Here is a 15,020-nt window from a genome sequence, read left to right as displayed (position 1 = left end):
AGGAGGATGAAATGGAACCGAAAATAAATATCAATAATTCAACACATTTTTCCTGGCTGTCGCGCTGGCCTCAATGGACCGGGTATGCTGCAGCTATATGGTCCATTATATATGGGTTACTCGGGCTATACTGGTTATTAGGAGGAATTGGATTTCCTTACGGTAAAAACGATCCAAGGGCAGAAATGATGGGATCATTTTTATCCAATTTTAATGTTAATGTCGGGGGTCCAGTCATTGCGATAGCTGGATTGGTAGGGACGGTAGTAGCTCTAGCGATGGTAATGACATGGGGGAGTCGTTTTCCTCGTACAATATTACTCTCCTTTGCGTGGATAATGAGTGTAACACTTATATTTGTAGTTCCAGATTCTAGAATTGTACAGAATTTTGCTTATTTGTTTCTACTTCACTTTGATCTGCTGGACTGGAAAGTTTTTAATCAAGTTTTTTGTATAGTTGGTGGGTCCATTTGGGGAGCTACTGCAATAGCATACTTTCGTCTTACAAAAGATGCTTGCGGTAATTGCGGCAGAAATGACGCTAACGAAGTATCATTAGTGAAAGGAGCACAATGGGGAAAGTGGTTTACCTATATGGCCGTCATTATGGCGTTGCCATACGGCATTGTCCGATGGGCGTGGGCCTTAGGTATTCCTCTGGGGACAACCAACTTATCAATGGTCGGGAATGAAGACATTGTATTAGTTGATACTATACTGGGTGGATTATGTATTGGCGGTGGAATTTTGACCCTTGGACTTATTCAGAGATGGGGAGTGATTTTTCCAAGGTGGTGTTTATTTCTAGCAGGTAAACAAATTCCAATCTGGTTTGTTGTGGTACCCGCTATATTGATGTCGGCTATTATCACGATAACGGGGATAAAGCTCAGTCCACAATTCATATATATGATAGTTAATGGTTCAATTAATCATGAAAATTGGGGAGAATTTGTTCCTTTTTTGTTCTGGTTACCATGGGGAATATCCCTAGGGATAGCAACTCTGGCCTATTATTTAAGAAGACGGGGTCGATGTAAGCATTGTGGTAAACTTTAGTACTCATCGTTTATCTGCCGAGGACCCCATGAAGCTTTAAAATAGATAACACCAGGAGAGCTCTACATCCCATTAACTTAATATGAAGAGAAGAGGGATTACGATGCAACCATTCGATCACTGGAATACTTGGAAAGATGTTGCTTCTCAGTCATTTGGATTCTCATTTGCCTCCGTAAACCCAGATGGAACTCCACGTGTTACTCCGATTGGATCACTAATACTCAGCAAAGATGAGCCAAAAGGTTTATATTTCCAAATTTTCACTTCCAAAATGACACGAAACCTGGAACGGAATAATCGAGTCTGTATTCTTGCTACTAACAGTAGTAAATGGTTTTTGTTACGATCGTTTCTTTCCAGAAAGTTTAAGACTCCTCCAGGAGTACGGTTGTCAGGAATGGTTGGAGAAAAAAGGATCGCAACGGAGGATGAGATTCAATCGTTAAAAGAAAGTTTAGGATTGTTAGGGCGTTTTTTAAAAACTGGTCCTGAAGGTCTTAACATCAAGTATGTTCGCGAAAATCACTTTGACTCCGCTAAACCAGTTTACGTTGGAAAATTGACCAAAGGACTCTTTGAATAAGTTTACAATTTTATGTGGTCAGCAACTCAAACATGTTGCATAATTTTGGTTATTTTTAAAAGTAGTCTTAGAGGATGTCCTTTGATTTTGATCACTTTTTGTTGAAAAAAAAAAGGAAATGGTGGAATAAACTTATATTGATTTAATTTGTTGCATAAATCCAATTAAATAATAAAATCAAATTCTTTGGAGGTTTTATGAATATTCAGATCATGCAGTATGCGGACTTTTCTCTTGACGAAATCAGGGGGGGATTCGGTTTCCACAAGATGGAAAACAGCGACACCACTTACTGCGATGAGGTTGCTGCGTTCCTCGACGCTAAGAACGCGAAACGCGCAAGAAGATTGACCAGCTGGAAAAGGTCAGTCGGCTGCTAAACATAGCAACCGGAACGTTAAGGGACTTTAATACTGAAAGCGACCAACGGTTAGCAGAATTCGTCCTCAAGCTTTATAAGGATATCCGAGAGAATGAACCGGGAATTTCCAAGGAGGGTTGTGATCAACATCAAGGTTAGGAATTTTTATTATCTGATTGCAGGTGTTCTTGCGATGCTTTTTGCCGTCACGCATGCATGGAACGGACAATCCGCTGTGCTTCCGAAGCTCGATATTAGTGAGTTGTCCATGGATACCCAGACGGTATTTACGTATGTTTGGCACATTATAACGGCAGAAAATCTGGTCTTCGGAATCGCATTTATTTTCATGTCATTCCAAAGTGAGCGATCAAAGATCCGGTTTGCCGCATGGATGATCGCGGCGATCCTTATCGTCCGACTGATGGTCATTCTTGGCGTAACGGCAATGCTTGACGTTTCGGCTCTTACGGATACGCTTATAGATTCGATTGCAATCGTAATCTATGTCGCCTTGATCATACTGGGCACAACTATGAAGAAAAAGCAGTCCGGTGGTTAACAACTACACTAACAGAGATGTCCGAAGAACTTTTCTTTAAGTGTCAAATAGGCTCTTATTCCTTTCTCTACAATCAGACAGACTCTCCAATGAGTCTGTTTTTTTCTTTAACTTAAATGATCGATAAATTAAATTATTTAATGCGTAAATTAACTTATTGAATAAAAATATAAATTTTCATCAATTATTTTAAATGTTTATTTGAAAATTAAAAGATATGGTGTATGATATGAATAAATGAAAGAAAGGAGATCAGTATGGCGTATCCTTTACTCACTAATTGTCCTGTTTGCAGGAAGGCACTTAAAATTACTAAGCTACAGTGTAACCATTGCCAGACAACGGTAGAAAATGAATTTGAAGTTTCAAGACTTGCTGCTCTCGGTCAGGAACAGCTGCATTTTATTGAGATTTTTCTTAAATGCCGTGGAAATATCAAAGAGGTCGAGAAGGAGCTAGGAATTTCCTATCCGACTGTCAGAGGAAAATTAGATGAAATTATCTCTACTCTGGGATATTCCTCTCAAAAGAAACCGGAAGTGGATAAGAATAAAATTGTATCGTTATTGGAAAAAGGCGAAATTACGGCAGAGAAAGCCATTCAGTTATTAAAAGAGGGGGAAGTATAATGAATGATGAAATTTCGAGAGTCTTAACGCTGGTGGAGGAAGGAAAGATTGATAAGGAAAAAGCAAGTGAATTAATTAATATTTTACAAGGTAAAGATCAGCCAGAGCTAGTGACAATAAGAAAAGAAGTCCCATATGGAAATAAAATGTTAAAAATTCGTGTGACCTCCGAAAAAGGTGATAATGTAAATGTGAATTTACCGATTAATCTGGTAAAGGCTGTTTTAAAAGTAGGTACAAATATTGCTGAAAAAATACCTGAGGCAGAAAAATATGTAAAAGATATTAATGTTGACTTGCTCATCGAAGCAATTGAAAACGAATTGGACGGACAAATTGTTAACATCACCTCGGCCAATGGTGATAAAGTTTTCGTGGTGATTGAGTAGATTATGTTAAAAGTCAAGGTGAAAGTAAGGAATAAACGATTCTCCATTCCGGTTCCCTATGTTGTTTTAAATTTGGTTAGTTTGATTATTACATCAAAAAGGATAAATCGTTTTATAAATAAAGCAATTGAAAAGGATGGCAGCAAATTCATCCTCCCGGAAATTGAAAGAAAAGATTTGAAGCCGTTGCTGCAGGGATTTTCTAAGCACAGTGGAGTTATCCTTGTTGAAACGAAATTGAAAGATGGAACTGAGGTAGAAGTAAAGCTTTAAATAAAACTCAGCGATTATCGATTTAATGGAATAATGTTTATTGACAGAAGGGGAAGATTGGTTTATAAAAAGATGTACTATTTTGAAAAATTTGCACCGTTTTCCCCCTCGAATAATTTTATTTATAAGTGTGTTTTTTTAGTTCATTTCTTCCACTACCTTTCCCGCCTTATTAATGATCCACCAAATAGTTTGTTTTACAACCCCTGCCTACATCTCCTTTAATACCATTTTTACTATAAGCTTCCAACATTAATAAATAATACTGGATAAGATTGTCTTTTCCGATGTATTTTCAAATGAAGAAGGAATTTAAACAAAACTTAAATATGACCTCACTTTCATTTAACTTTCGATAGTTAAAATGAATTTGAGGTTATTTGGGGTTACAGAGAAGAGTGTAATCCATCTAAAATGAATCGAAAAATGGAGGGATAAGCATCTATGCAAAAAGCAAATATCAATAAAATATCAACAGATTCTAGAGTGAATATCTTTGAACGCTTTGAATGCTTTACAAAATCGTCTGTATGGCCTGCTTACGTTGGCTGTTTTAGCGCGTTTATGTATGCGGTATTCGTCAGATTTTATCATGCTGCTGGCGGCACGATCGGTATGCCGGGGGAAATGAAAGATCCCACAACTATTTATATGGGAAGTTACATCGCCGGTCTTGCAATTATGTTCTGTGGATTTATTTTAATTGCGCTTATTAAGCCTTGGAGTAGGTTCGTTCCACAACAGGTACCGTTGATTGGAGGCAGAAAGATTCATCCACTTATTGTATTGACTCCCACTCTTGTTGGCACTGCCTTTTTAATTGCGCACGGAGTAAGTGGAATGATTACAAGAGCGCTTCTGTTGGCAGATATCATTACAATTGATTTTCCTCGGTTTGTTGAAGTAGATGTTCGTGACCTAGCTTTATGGGGTTTATTATTCTACGAACCGTGGTTTTCCTTTTTGGGTATGATGGCTGGCTTAACTGCTGCTCATTATGCGCAAGCTTCTGGGGTTCGACAATCCTCTTTTAGACGGGGGACTGTCCTTTATTTAATCATTGTTTTTCTTTTAACAGCACTTTTTGCATCGTCTATGATTTTTGACTTCTCTGATAAAATCAGCTTTTAAATGTCATTTATTTTAAAAGAATTAGATGAAATGTTAGGATGGCATGGTAAAATTAGGTGGAATTTTCCTGTTTTATTATTGAGGGGAGGCACCTAGTTTATGAAGCTAACTATTTTGCATATTGAAGATGATCAAGAAATTGGCTCATGGGTAAGCAAATTTTTAACAGATTGTGGATACGAAGTCATTTGGATTACATCTGGTCATGAGGCAATGAAGCATATGGAGCGGGCTGATCTTGTTATTTTAGATATTATGCTGCCAGGTTTAGATGGATATACAATCGGTCAGCGTCTGAAGCAGAAGTACCCGAATACGCCAATCATGATGTTATCGGCAAGAACTTCAATGGAAGATAAGTTGCAAGGACTCACTTTCGCAGATGACTATATGACAAAGCCGTACCACCCTGATGAGTTAGCTGCACGTATTCAAGTATTAGTTAGGCGATTAGGAATTGTTTCACCAGAAATTATTCAGGTTATGCACTTGCGAATTGATCAGAAGTCAAACCGTATTTTGAATACAATTTCGAAAACAGACATCGTTTTGACCGGGAAACAATTTCATATATTTATGTATTTATTAGACCACTTGAATCAAATATTGACGAAAAAACAAATCTACGAAGCGGTGTGGGGAGATCCATACATTGAAGGGGATAAAACATTAATGGTTCACATACGCCTCTTGCGTGAAAAAATAGAGTTGGACACAAGCAAACCGCAAATTATTGAAACAATCAGGGGGATTGGATATAGGTTGAGATCATGAATATCATACAATCTTTAATGACTAGATATTTGTTTCTTATTTTATTTGCTTTAGTCCTTTTTCCTCTTATTCCTGCCATTTATTATTCTCATCTTCTTTTCAATCAAGTATTGTACGATCCAGATGAAATTGAAGACATATGGAAACGAGAGGCTGCTCAATTAGATGGTCAGGAAGAGGAGGTAATTCATCACCGTCTTCAGTCTATAAAAAATAAGTATCCAAAGGCTGAGATTTTCTGGATAAATGGAAGTGGCGAGTCTAGATTCATCGGAAATCGGTCTGCCGATATTCCTGAAAATTGGACATTTATCGATTCCCTTGTATTTATGGAGGAGAGCAAATTTCATGTGGATACGTTTTTACAAAATAAAGACCCTCAAAAAATATATACCATTACGGCATTAATAGGAAACGATCCTAGGCAAGGGGTAATGGTTTTTCAAGTTCCGATCACTGATACAAATCTTGGCAGTATTACTCTAAACGAAGACTTGCCATTTGTGATATTTTTTATCTCCACTTGTGGAGCTTTTCTATTAATCTCTTGGTTTTTCTTCTTTAATATACGCAAACGGCTTGTTAAGCTTCAATTTGCTATGTCTGAAATGGGAAATGAAGGGATCCCTGATGAAGTCGTGATTAGAAAAATGGATGAGATTGGAAGGCTGGAAGGTGCATTTAACGAGATGATCAACCAGTTGAAGTGCAGCAGGGAGAGGGAGAAAAAGGAAGAAAATCTTAGGAAACAGCTAATCGCTAATATATCTCATGACTTACGAACACCATTAACAGTCATAAGGCAGCACGTATATTCCGTAAAGAAATACCCAAAATCCTCTACAGAAATAGAATCACTTCAAATTGTTGAAAATAAACTAGATGATATGGATAAAATGATCAATAATCTTCTTTCTTACACACTGCTTTCAGCTGGTAAACATCCAATCGATATGCGAGACACGGATATATTGGATGAAGTTCGGAAAGTTATAGCGGAATGGTATCCTATATTCGAAGAGTGTAAGTTTGAAATAGATATTGATTTACCGGAAAAATCGCTGATATGGAAAGTAGACCCAATTTGGTTTAAAAGTATTTTGGACAACTTAATTCAAAATGTCACTCGACATACTCGCTCAGGACGATATATTGGAATTCAAACCGTGGAACGATTTGGATCAACCTTCATTGTTATTAAGGACAAGGGGGGTGGTTTTGGCCAAGAATCTGAAAATAAAGGTGCTGGAATTGGACTTTCAATCGTTTCGCTCATGATGAAGGAAATGAATTTAGATTGGGAAATTTCCACTTCTTCAGATGGAACCAGCATTTATTTGGGGATGAAAACTTAAACAAATCTTAAACTTGAAGTCATCTTAATGAACACCTTTGCAGTCTATCCTTTTTATAAGTACTTATAGAAAGGATTGTGTTCAAATGGAGATTAGTACTCAAGAATTAGAAAACAAACACGGGAAACACATGATAAGGTGGCATTCCTGGATTGGATATGCAGCTTTACTTTTCATAAGTTTAGCTATGAATCATCAATGGGGGAGAATGGTACCTTACTGGTTATTCATCATTTTTTCTTGGGCGTCTGTTGTTTTCTTACTCCCTTTTATACGTGATCTCAGATTGAAGGGAACACTTATTGAGGGTACAGCTATCCCGGTGGCCGAGGTGACGACATGGCAGTAACGGCAGAGCGGGCAACCTCACGATTGATGAAAATGCGTAGAATCTGTGGTTATGGCGCCACCATAGCGGTGACTCCGTATCTGTTGATCAAAATCGCCTGGACTTTCGGTCTCTTTCTTCCGACAGAGCAAATGGGCGCTGCCAGTTGGCGAGCGATCAACGCTGCTACCGTGGTTGTCGCCGCGGTCGGCCTCCTGCTGGCGATGGCGTTCTGCATGCCGTGGGGTGAACGGCTGCCTGCATGGCTGGTGGCACTGCCCGTATGGTTTGGTACCGGTCTTCTCGTTCCCATGCTCCTGCTAGCACCGGTCCTTGGCCCGGCCGCCATGACCCGGGACATGGAAGCAGGCGCCAATGACTTCTGGGTCTACGAGCAGATCTTCGTTATGGTCTCTCTGGTCGGGGTTGGTATTTGTCTGCCACTAGCTTTGGCAGGGTACACTAAGGCGCGGTGGCCGGAAGCGGTTGGCGGTCCGATCGACTGCGGGGAGCTTACGGGACACACCCGGCAGCTGCAAATCACCCTGGGCAGGCTCGTATCAGCCGGCTGCATTCTGCTCGGCATCATCAAGGTGTTCTGGGCGATAGGCGGCACCCTCGGCATCGACCCGGGTATGCTGGATGACCGTGATCTGTGGTGGCACCTGTTGACGTTGAGTACCGGCTTATGGGCCTTCGCGGGGGCGTGGGGCCTACTTGTACTGACCACCCGCCGCGGGTCACGGAGCTTCTTGCCCCCCATGGTGGCGGCATGGATCTCGTCGGGAATGCTGTTCTCTTATAACCTCTTTTCCGTCATTCGCTACGATTTTCAGTTCTCCCCGGAGTATCCGCTGGCAAGGGTGCTAACCACGGAGGCCGGCATTGTACTGGGCGTGATGATGGGGATGATCATCCTGCTGGTGCTGCACGACCGCCGGCGAGCATGATGAGACAGGAGTAATGGGGAGAATATTCTCATGGGAACCTGTTGATTTCCACGGCAGGTACTCAGCGAACGCGGGCGGTCCGGAAGCCTTCTCGTCGCTATCGTTCCTGAAGAATCTCCCTTTGATCCGCTTCTCCCGCTCCTATCAACAACAAATTAGCATTATCAATAGTGGGCTTTAATACAGTCTATCTTTATATATATTGTTTTTTTATGAAAAATTTAGTTTTCTTTAAAGCTATTTTCATTAAAATCAGATATGAATGAAATTTCTAAAATTTTATTGAGTACTCACACAAAATCGCTTACTATAGAAGTATCAAAGAACAAGGAGGCAATTTACATGAAAAACATGACTAATCAAACCGTACAAACATATAAGGGTGGAACACTTACTTAAATGTAAACGGTGTACCCCCTTTATATGTGTTTATTTAAATAACACAAAAAGGGGTAAATCATGCGTTTTCCAGTAAAAAAATTTTTCTCATATTATAAACCGTATTTAACGATATTTCTTACGGTATTGACGTGTGCCATAATCGTATCTGCTTTGACTTTGGTGTTTCCTTTGCTCGTTCGGTATATTACGAAAGATGTTCTGGAAGGAGACTTGTCCACTGCGCTAAGTGAAGTGTATTGGATTGGTGGGCTGATGCTTGTTATAGCTGTGATCCAGAATACCGGGAACTACTTTGTGGACTACAAAGGACATGAAATCGGTGCTCGTATGGAAAGTGATATGCGTAGAGAGCTGTTCACACACATGCAAAAGCTTTCCTTTAGCTTTTATGATAAGGAAAAGACAGGTCAGCTTATGTCTCGGATTACAAACGACCTGCTGTTGCTTTCCGAGCTGTACCACCACGGTCCAGAAGATTATATCAAATATCTCGTTCGATTTTTAGGAGCGTTTGTCATTTTGTTCTTTATTAACGCACCCTTAACGATTACCGTATTCTGTTTTTTACCATTCTTAGGTGTCTTTTCATTGTATTTTAATAAGAAGTTGAACAAGGCATTAAGAAGAAACAAAGAGCGAATTGGTGATGTAAACGCACAGGTAGAGGATAGTCTATCGGGAATCCGCGTAGTAAAATCGTTTGCCAACGAGCACGTGGAGATCGGGAGGTTTAACCGAGAAAATAATCGTTTCCTCGATAGCAGAAAGAAAACATATAAGGCTGAGGCGTATTTTTTCAATGGTGTTCAAACGTTTATCCAACTGATTACAATCACGGTTATCATCTTTGGAAGTGCCAGTATCGTTAACAACACTTTAGAGTTAGCTGATTTGATTACTTTTTTACTATATATCAGCTATATGATTGAGCCAATTCAACGAGTGACTCATATGAGCACACAATTTCAAGAAGGAATCACTGGCTTCCAGCGCTTTATGGAAATCATGAATCTGGAGCCGGCAATCAAAGACAAACCAAATGCCAAGACCTTGCAAGAGGTACAAGGTGAAATTGAGTTCAAGAAAGTTTCCTTCCGTTACGAAGACGATTTGGACAATGTCTTGGTAAACCTTTCACTTCGTGTACAACAGGGAGAGTACGTTGCGTTAGTTGGTCCGTCTGGTGCTGGAAAAACTACATTATGCTCGCTCATCCCTCGCTTTTATGATGTAACAACTGGGGAAGTGTTACTTGACGGGATCAACGTCCGTGATATCGACCTCCAAGCATTAAGAAAAACAATAGGTATTGTACAGCAAGATGTGTACCTTTTTACGGGAACGGTGATGGAAAATATCCGCTACGGAAATCCTGCAGCAAGCGATGAAGAAATTATCGCGGCAGCCACGTACGCCAATGCCCATAACTTTATCATGAGTTTGCCAAAAGGCTACCACTCTGAGATTGGCCAACGAGGTGTTAAACTGTCTGGTGGTCAAAAACAGCGGTTAAGTATCGCTCGCGTATTCTTAAAGAATCCGCCAGTTCTTATTTTAGATGAGGCAACAAGCGCGCTAGATAATGAGAGTGAAAGCATCGTCAAGGAATCGCTAGAATTGTTAGCTAAAGGGCGGACAACCATCGTCATTGCCCATCGCCTTTCCACTATCCGCAATGCCGGGCGGATTATCGTATTAACTGAGGACGGTATTGTGGAACAAGGTACGCACGATGCGTTACTTTCACGCGATGGAGCGTATGCACACCTTTATTCCAAGCAGTTTGAATATCAAACATAAGCTCTTTAAACAAAAATCGGCTCTCCCTTTAACGAAAGGGGGCCGATTTGTTATTTCCCACTGTCTTCATTCCCAAACCACTCCACTACATGCCAAAACTTATATACGGCACCAAAAATAAAGGAAAATTTAATTTTCAGGATAGTTTAAGAAAGGAATGCTTCAAGACGGGTCCGAGGCATTAAATCTCAATAGTACAGTAAATATTAATATATTTTAACTATGATGTAGGCTGAAATGGATTATTGCTTAACTGCAACTTCTTATTAGCTATTTCCTTTAAGCCGCTACGTATCATTCGAAAAACCATAATCCATGATAAGACCATCAGAATGATTTGTCCGACCGGAAAAATACCTGGTAAAGGTGTGTCCCATAAAGCATGCATCAAAACGACAAGAATAAATATTCGGACAAATTTTGGCTTCAACAACATGTTCAGTTCAAATTTCTTGTTTCCTTGTACCATGCAAAAGGCTGCCCCTGTTATAGCGGCCCAAGCGACATGTCCGCCGGGAGCTAAAAAACTGCGCAACAGTATGGTAGAATATAGGCTTGGAAAACTTCCGGATAGAAGAGCCCTTAGTGCATAGCCAGCAGTTTCAAAAGCTGCAAAACCCGCCCCTACCGCAGCACCCAACAGAAGTCCGTTAAGTATATATCGGTATTTTATGTTTCTCACGAAATAGATAACGGTTATAACTTTGGCTAGTTCTTCAACAATTCCAATCGTTATTGGATTTATGTTATGTTTTAGAATATCATAAAACACCAGTGCCACTAACATCGAAAGGATCCCGCCGATAAATACCACATAAATGATTTTATACATAGCAATATTCTGAGGAGCATTCATTTCCCAAAAGAATATCAATGTCGAGATAGGAACAGCAAAAGCGCCGACAATGATAAGACCCGGTATAAAGTTTATATTTCTGAACAAGCTTACACCCAAGTACAATCCTAAGAATGCAATAAGTGCAATAAGAAATACTCTCGCAAAAAGCCAAGGTTTTGGCCACGTTTCCTTAACTTCCTCAATTCTGGGTGTTGTAAGCGCAGTTCCTACGATGAAAAGCCGCTCAGCCTCAAGCTCACTGTGCTTTCGGAATACCCGAGAGAATATATTTTGAAATTTAGGCTCAACCGAACGTTCATACATGGGAACCATATCGACATAATTGGCAAACTCATAAAAGAGGCTGTTTGAGTCTTGATGAGTATTGTCGCCACTAAAAAATGTATTGCCGCAATTTATACAGAACTTTCCTCCATCCTGATTAACATAATCACATTCCGGACATTTCATTTAATATCCCCCTCTTTATGTACGGATCTTTCCAAAAGGAATGAAATAAATTTGTTTAACAATTTATCTATTTACTTTCCCCTATATACAATTTTTATATTATCTTTTTGTTAATAAAAACTAAATCATGTTCAATATGGATTTAAAGTCATTAAAAAAGAGCTAATCGTCCATTTTTTATCGACTAGCTCTTACTATTTTTTTGATTCGCTTTCTTTAGCCATTTGTGTACTTATTGGTCACATAAACCATGATGAGTAATAAGCCATTTTTTCTGAACTCAGTGAAAATAGAAAAATATTTTTTTGAAATATATGTTTCAACTGCAACTTTTTGCTATGTTAAAACGTGGATAGTTTGGAAGGGGGTAAAAGATTGGATTTAGATGAGGCATACAAAGCATATGTAAAAGATATTTCACCAATTGGCTTTCCTTTACAAATTGACCAAACAACTTGGTCTCCGTTTAATGGCAGGGAGCAGACAAATGAAGAAGTGTTTATCGATACATTAGAATTTCTACAAAAAAATGAAGAATCTGCTGAGAAAATTGCTAGAGCCAAATCGTTATCACTAAATGAGCGAATTCCTTATATAAAAGAAAATGGCGTTCAAGTATATGGAGCTGTAGTAACGGGGCCAATCCCGGAATTAAGAAAGTTAGAACAAAACGAATTGATTCGTGCTATGAAGGTAGGGGAGGTTAAGCTATGGAATTGGAAGTAAAACAAAAGAAAAAATGGCAGAGCAGAAGGGAAGGTGCATCAACAGTAACAGGTTTTCTTTCTTTTCTATTAGCCTTAATTGCATTAGCTGGCTTAAATGTATCGCTATTATTGAAGTCTGATGAATTTCCAGATTTTTCCCTAATCAAACTACCTATTATAGGATTAATTTTAGGTTTAGTTGGATTATTTACTCAGAAAAGATCGCGCTTATATGCTGCATGGGGAATATTCTTATGTTTATTTCTATTTATTTTCACTTTTTTAATGTTCGGACTATCATGGATCATAAATCCTAAGCCTTAATGTAAGGGGTTGTCCCATAAGGTGTCTGGCATCCACTTAATACACAATTTCTAGAATCTCACTTGTCTGATACTAGATATTGTTCGTGGTGCCTGACACCTTTGCTTTTGGGAGAACTCCTTATTTATTTTTTCACATTCACAGCTTTTACATCCAATACATCCAAAAGGAATACAAAAACAGGAATCCCTACTATCAGTCCCCATGTTCCGAAGAAATGCTCTGAAAAGATTAACACGATAAAGGTATAGAATACTGGCAAATTTGTTTTGGATGACATGAGTTTAGGGTTTAAGATGTACGATTCAATAGCATGAATGATCATAATGACAATAAATATATAAATAACTTGCATAACGCCGCCAATTGTATAGGCGATTACACTTAAAGGAATTAATGAAATGATTACGCCAGCTACTGGAATTAGCCCTAGGAAAAAGATGAGAATGGATAATCCCATTAGCTGTGGAAATCCCAAAATGTATAGTGCAAGTGTAGTTAGTCCGCAATTGACAAGGGCAATAACAAATTGAGCCTCAATAACTTTTCCAAATGTTTTTACAAATTTTTTCCCGAAAAATTCGATCTCATTATAGAAGGGTGCAATTTTACTATGCTTAAATTTTGATGTAAATTCAATGAGCTTAGGTTTTTCCAAAAGGAAGAATAGACTCAATATAAGTGACAAAAAGATATGGATACCAATTTTACTCATACCGCTAAAGTATCTTAGTAAAAAGGTAAAACCCTGTTCCAAATAATTTGAAATTCGATTCGTTTCAATCATACTTAAAAAATAATTAACGAGTACATGATCATGCTGCTGAGTTAAGAAAAGTTGAATCTGAGTCACTAATTGAGAAATTTCTATAATAATAATTGGCAAATATTTAATAATCCCAATTGATAAGAGGCCAACAAGGACTAAATATAATATGATGACAGTTAGCTTGCGATGGAGATTAAATTTGTTTGATACAAGATTCACAAGACGATCCATTAAAAAGGAAAAAATAAACGTGATTAGAATCAAGTTAATCATGCTTCTAAGCATATACAATAACAAAACTAAAATCGAAAATATGATGAATCTCTTAAGTGAATGGTTGTTGATGAGCGAACGGATCATTTCCATGAATCATATATTCCTCCAGTATACATTGGGTTAAGAAAGCCAACTAAATTTATTTGCTATTTTTATTTTATAATATATTCAAATAGATTCATATTAATTAATTTCAAATAAAGTGATACAATAGCTTTTTCTAAATGAAACTTTTATTGATGCCTATCGTAAGTTAATAATATTCAGAGTTATTCGTACATTTATACAACAATAGTCAAAAAAAGAGGAGAGGAAAATGTGAAAAAAATAACAGACAAATTTAGCTGGAAATTCTTTTTGTTTATCGGAATTGCGATTATTCTTACGAATATTCCGTTTATCGGGAACTATGTTCGGGTGATAAATACAGTAATCCATGAATCGGGTCATGCTCTTATGGCCCTTATAGGGGGAAAGGTTCATGAAATTTCATTATTCATGAATACAGAAGGTGTAACATATACGAGTCATAAAGGCTGGTTTAGCGGTTTTTTTACTGGAATAGCTGGATATGTGTTTTCATCTCTTATCGCATTTCTCTCATTTTGGCTTATTAGCAGGAATAAATATAAGCCATTAATCATTATTTTGCTTATATTTATTGGGTTAAATTTAGTATTTTGGGTACGAAATTTTTATGGTTTATTTTGGCTGATTTCTTTTGGGGCATTGTTTATATTATTACTCTTAAAAGGCTCTTCTACTATTGTGCAAAACTGTTTACTGCTAATTGCCAGTATTCTTTTAGTTGAATCTATAACTTCATCATTTACGATCCTTTTATTAAGTTTTAAACAGCCATACTCTGCTGGAGATGCTACAGGCCTGGCAGAAGCAACAGCATTTATTCCGGCACAATTATGGGGAATCTTTTTCTTTGTTCAAGCTATTGCTTTTCTATATGCCGGATTTAAGACTGGTGCTTTTCGGATTGAAAGTTAGCTAGTAAATAATATCATAAATGAGGAAAAATT

The 15,020-nt window shown here is 38.2% G+C and carries 18 protein-coding genes; 16 read left to right on the top strand and 2 right to left on the bottom strand.

Annotation, left to right across the window (positions count from 1 at the left end):
- Window positions 1-11: 11 nt before the first annotated feature.
- From KHA94_RS05570 to KHA94_RS05510, 13 genes are all read left to right on the top strand, one after another.
- Window positions 12-1,061, top strand: a complete 1,050-nt coding sequence (locus KHA94_RS05570) for a hypothetical protein (RefSeq protein ID WP_249365319.1) — start codon at window positions 12-14, stop codon at window positions 1,059-1,061.
- 103 nt (window positions 1,062-1,164) lie between these two features.
- Complete coding sequence (locus KHA94_RS05565) at window positions 1,165-1,647, top strand: pyridoxamine 5'-phosphate oxidase family protein (protein ID WP_213101090.1); 483 nt, start codon at window positions 1,165-1,167, stop codon at window positions 1,645-1,647.
- 197 nt (window positions 1,648-1,844) lie between these two features.
- Window positions 1,845-2,027 (top strand): hypothetical protein, encoded by a 183-nt coding sequence (locus tag KHA94_RS25860; RefSeq protein ID WP_249365318.1) that lies wholly within the window; start codon window positions 1,845-1,847, stop codon window positions 2,025-2,027.
- Between the two features lie 120 nt (window positions 2,028-2,147).
- Window positions 2,148-2,570 (top strand): hypothetical protein, encoded by a 423-nt coding sequence (locus KHA94_RS05555; protein ID WP_213101089.1) that lies wholly within the window; start codon window positions 2,148-2,150, stop codon window positions 2,568-2,570.
- Window positions 2,571-2,827: 257 nt separating this feature from the next.
- On the top strand, window positions 2,828-3,199 hold the full coding sequence (locus tag KHA94_RS05550) for a DUF2089 domain-containing protein (RefSeq protein WP_213101088.1): 372 nt from the start codon (window positions 2,828-2,830) through the stop codon (window positions 3,197-3,199).
- Window positions 3,199-3,588: an SHOCT-like domain-containing protein gene (locus KHA94_RS05545; RefSeq protein WP_213101087.1), complete on the top strand. Its 390-nt coding sequence runs from the start codon at window positions 3,199-3,201 to the stop codon at window positions 3,586-3,588. Before KHA94_RS05550 ends, KHA94_RS05545 begins: the two co-directional genes overlap by 1 nt.
- A 3-nt stretch (window positions 3,589-3,591) precedes the next feature.
- The gene (locus KHA94_RS05540; RefSeq protein WP_213101086.1) at window positions 3,592-3,861 is read left to right on the top strand and encodes a hypothetical protein; all 270 of its coding nucleotides are present in this window, start codon (window positions 3,592-3,594) and stop codon (window positions 3,859-3,861) included.
- A gap of 444 nt (window positions 3,862-4,305) precedes the next feature.
- Complete coding sequence (locus KHA94_RS05535; RefSeq protein WP_213101085.1) at window positions 4,306-4,992, top strand: DUF3995 domain-containing protein; 687 nt, start codon at window positions 4,306-4,308, stop codon at window positions 4,990-4,992.
- Between the two features lie 99 nt (window positions 4,993-5,091).
- Window positions 5,092-5,766 (top strand): response regulator transcription factor, encoded by a 675-nt coding sequence (locus KHA94_RS05530; protein ID WP_213101083.1) that lies wholly within the window; start codon window positions 5,092-5,094, stop codon window positions 5,764-5,766.
- On the top strand, window positions 5,763-7,121 hold the full coding sequence (locus KHA94_RS05525; RefSeq protein WP_213101081.1) for a sensor histidine kinase: 1,359 nt from the start codon (window positions 5,763-5,765) through the stop codon (window positions 7,119-7,121). Before KHA94_RS05530 ends, KHA94_RS05525 begins: the two co-directional genes overlap by 4 nt.
- Before the next feature lie 85 nt (window positions 7,122-7,206).
- Window positions 7,207-7,470: a hypothetical protein gene (locus KHA94_RS05520; RefSeq protein WP_213101080.1), complete on the top strand. Its 264-nt coding sequence runs from the start codon at window positions 7,207-7,209 to the stop codon at window positions 7,468-7,470.
- Window positions 7,461-8,399 carry a hypothetical protein gene (locus KHA94_RS05515; protein ID WP_213101079.1) on the top strand — a complete coding sequence of 313 codons (939 nt, stop codon included), beginning with the start codon at window positions 7,461-7,463 and terminating at the stop codon, window positions 8,397-8,399. Before KHA94_RS05520 ends, KHA94_RS05515 begins: the two co-directional genes overlap by 10 nt.
- Window positions 8,400-8,858: 459 nt before the next feature.
- A complete protein-coding gene (locus tag KHA94_RS05510) occupies window positions 8,859-10,601 on the top strand; it encodes an ABC transporter ATP-binding protein (RefSeq protein ID WP_213101077.1) in 1,743 nt (580 codons plus the stop codon).
- A 220-nt stretch (window positions 10,602-10,821) separates the two neighbouring features.
- On the opposite strand, the gene KHA94_RS05505 is transcribed toward KHA94_RS05510, so the two are convergent.
- The gene (locus KHA94_RS05505) at window positions 10,822-11,910 is read right to left on the bottom strand and encodes a PrsW family glutamic-type intramembrane protease (RefSeq protein WP_213101076.1); all 1,089 of its coding nucleotides are present in this window, start codon (window positions 11,908-11,910) and stop codon (window positions 10,822-10,824) included.
- A gap of 375 nt (window positions 11,911-12,285) precedes the next feature.
- Between KHA94_RS05505 and KHA94_RS05500 the strand changes: the two genes are divergently transcribed.
- Window positions 12,286-12,636, top strand: a complete 351-nt coding sequence (locus KHA94_RS05500; RefSeq protein WP_249365316.1) for an anti sigma factor C-terminal domain-containing protein — start codon at window positions 12,286-12,288, stop codon at window positions 12,634-12,636.
- Window positions 12,621-12,941, top strand: a complete 321-nt coding sequence (locus KHA94_RS05495; protein WP_213101074.1) for a hypothetical protein — start codon at window positions 12,621-12,623, stop codon at window positions 12,939-12,941. The genes KHA94_RS05500 and KHA94_RS05495 overlap by 16 nt, the downstream gene beginning before the upstream one ends.
- A gap of 124 nt (window positions 12,942-13,065) precedes the next feature.
- Here KHA94_RS05495 and KHA94_RS05490 read toward each other — a convergent pair whose 3' ends face one another.
- Complete coding sequence (locus KHA94_RS05490) at window positions 13,066-14,076, bottom strand: AI-2E family transporter (protein WP_213101073.1); 1,011 nt, start codon at window positions 14,074-14,076, stop codon at window positions 13,066-13,068.
- A 228-nt stretch (window positions 14,077-14,304) separates the two neighbouring features.
- Between KHA94_RS05490 and KHA94_RS05485 the strand changes: the two genes are divergently transcribed.
- Window positions 14,305-14,988 carry a M50 family metallopeptidase gene (locus tag KHA94_RS05485; protein WP_213101072.1) on the top strand — a complete coding sequence of 228 codons (684 nt, stop codon included), beginning with the start codon at window positions 14,305-14,307 and terminating at the stop codon, window positions 14,986-14,988.
- The last annotated feature ends 32 nt before the right edge of the window (window positions 14,989-15,020 follow it).

The organism is Cytobacillus citreus (assembly GCF_018343665.1).
GTDB lineage: Bacteria > Bacillota > Bacilli > Bacillales > Cytobacillaceae > Cytobacillus > Cytobacillus citreus.
This window is presented reverse-complemented; position numbering and strand designations above follow the sequence as displayed.

Coding starts and splice junctions, on each gene's coding strand:
- KHA94_RS05570 (WP_249365319.1), top strand. CDS start 12: ATGGAACCGAAAATAAATATCAATAATTCAACACATTTTTCCTGGCTG.
- KHA94_RS05565 (WP_213101090.1), top strand. CDS start 1,165: ATGCAACCATTCGATCACTGGAATACTTGGAAAGATGTTGCTTCTCAG.
- KHA94_RS25860 (WP_249365318.1), top strand. CDS start 1,845: ATGAATATTCAGATCATGCAGTATGCGGACTTTTCTCTTGACGAAATC.
- KHA94_RS05550 (WP_213101088.1), top strand. CDS start 2,828: ATGGCGTATCCTTTACTCACTAATTGTCCTGTTTGCAGGAAGGCACTT.
- KHA94_RS05545 (WP_213101087.1), top strand. CDS start 3,199: ATGAATGATGAAATTTCGAGAGTCTTAACGCTGGTGGAGGAAGGAAAG.
- KHA94_RS05540 (WP_213101086.1), top strand. CDS start 3,592: ATGTTAAAAGTCAAGGTGAAAGTAAGGAATAAACGATTCTCCATTCCG.
- KHA94_RS05535 (WP_213101085.1), top strand. CDS start 4,306: ATGCAAAAAGCAAATATCAATAAAATATCAACAGATTCTAGAGTGAAT.
- KHA94_RS05530 (WP_213101083.1), top strand. CDS start 5,092: ATGAAGCTAACTATTTTGCATATTGAAGATGATCAAGAAATTGGCTCA.
- KHA94_RS05525 (WP_213101081.1), top strand. CDS start 5,763: ATGAATATCATACAATCTTTAATGACTAGATATTTGTTTCTTATTTTA.
- KHA94_RS05520 (WP_213101080.1), top strand. CDS start 7,207: ATGGAGATTAGTACTCAAGAATTAGAAAACAAACACGGGAAACACATG.
- KHA94_RS05515 (WP_213101079.1), top strand. CDS start 7,461: ATGGCAGTAACGGCAGAGCGGGCAACCTCACGATTGATGAAAATGCGT.
- KHA94_RS05510 (WP_213101077.1), top strand. CDS start 8,859: ATGCGTTTTCCAGTAAAAAAATTTTTCTCATATTATAAACCGTATTTA.
- KHA94_RS05505 (WP_213101076.1), bottom strand. CDS start 11,910: ATGAAATGTCCGGAATGTGATTATGTTAATCAGGATGGAGGAAAGTTC.
- KHA94_RS05495 (WP_213101074.1), top strand. CDS start 12,621: ATGGAATTGGAAGTAAAACAAAAGAAAAAATGGCAGAGCAGAAGGGAA.
- KHA94_RS05490 (WP_213101073.1), bottom strand. CDS start 14,076: ATGGAAATGATCCGTTCGCTCATCAACAACCATTCACTTAAGAGATTC.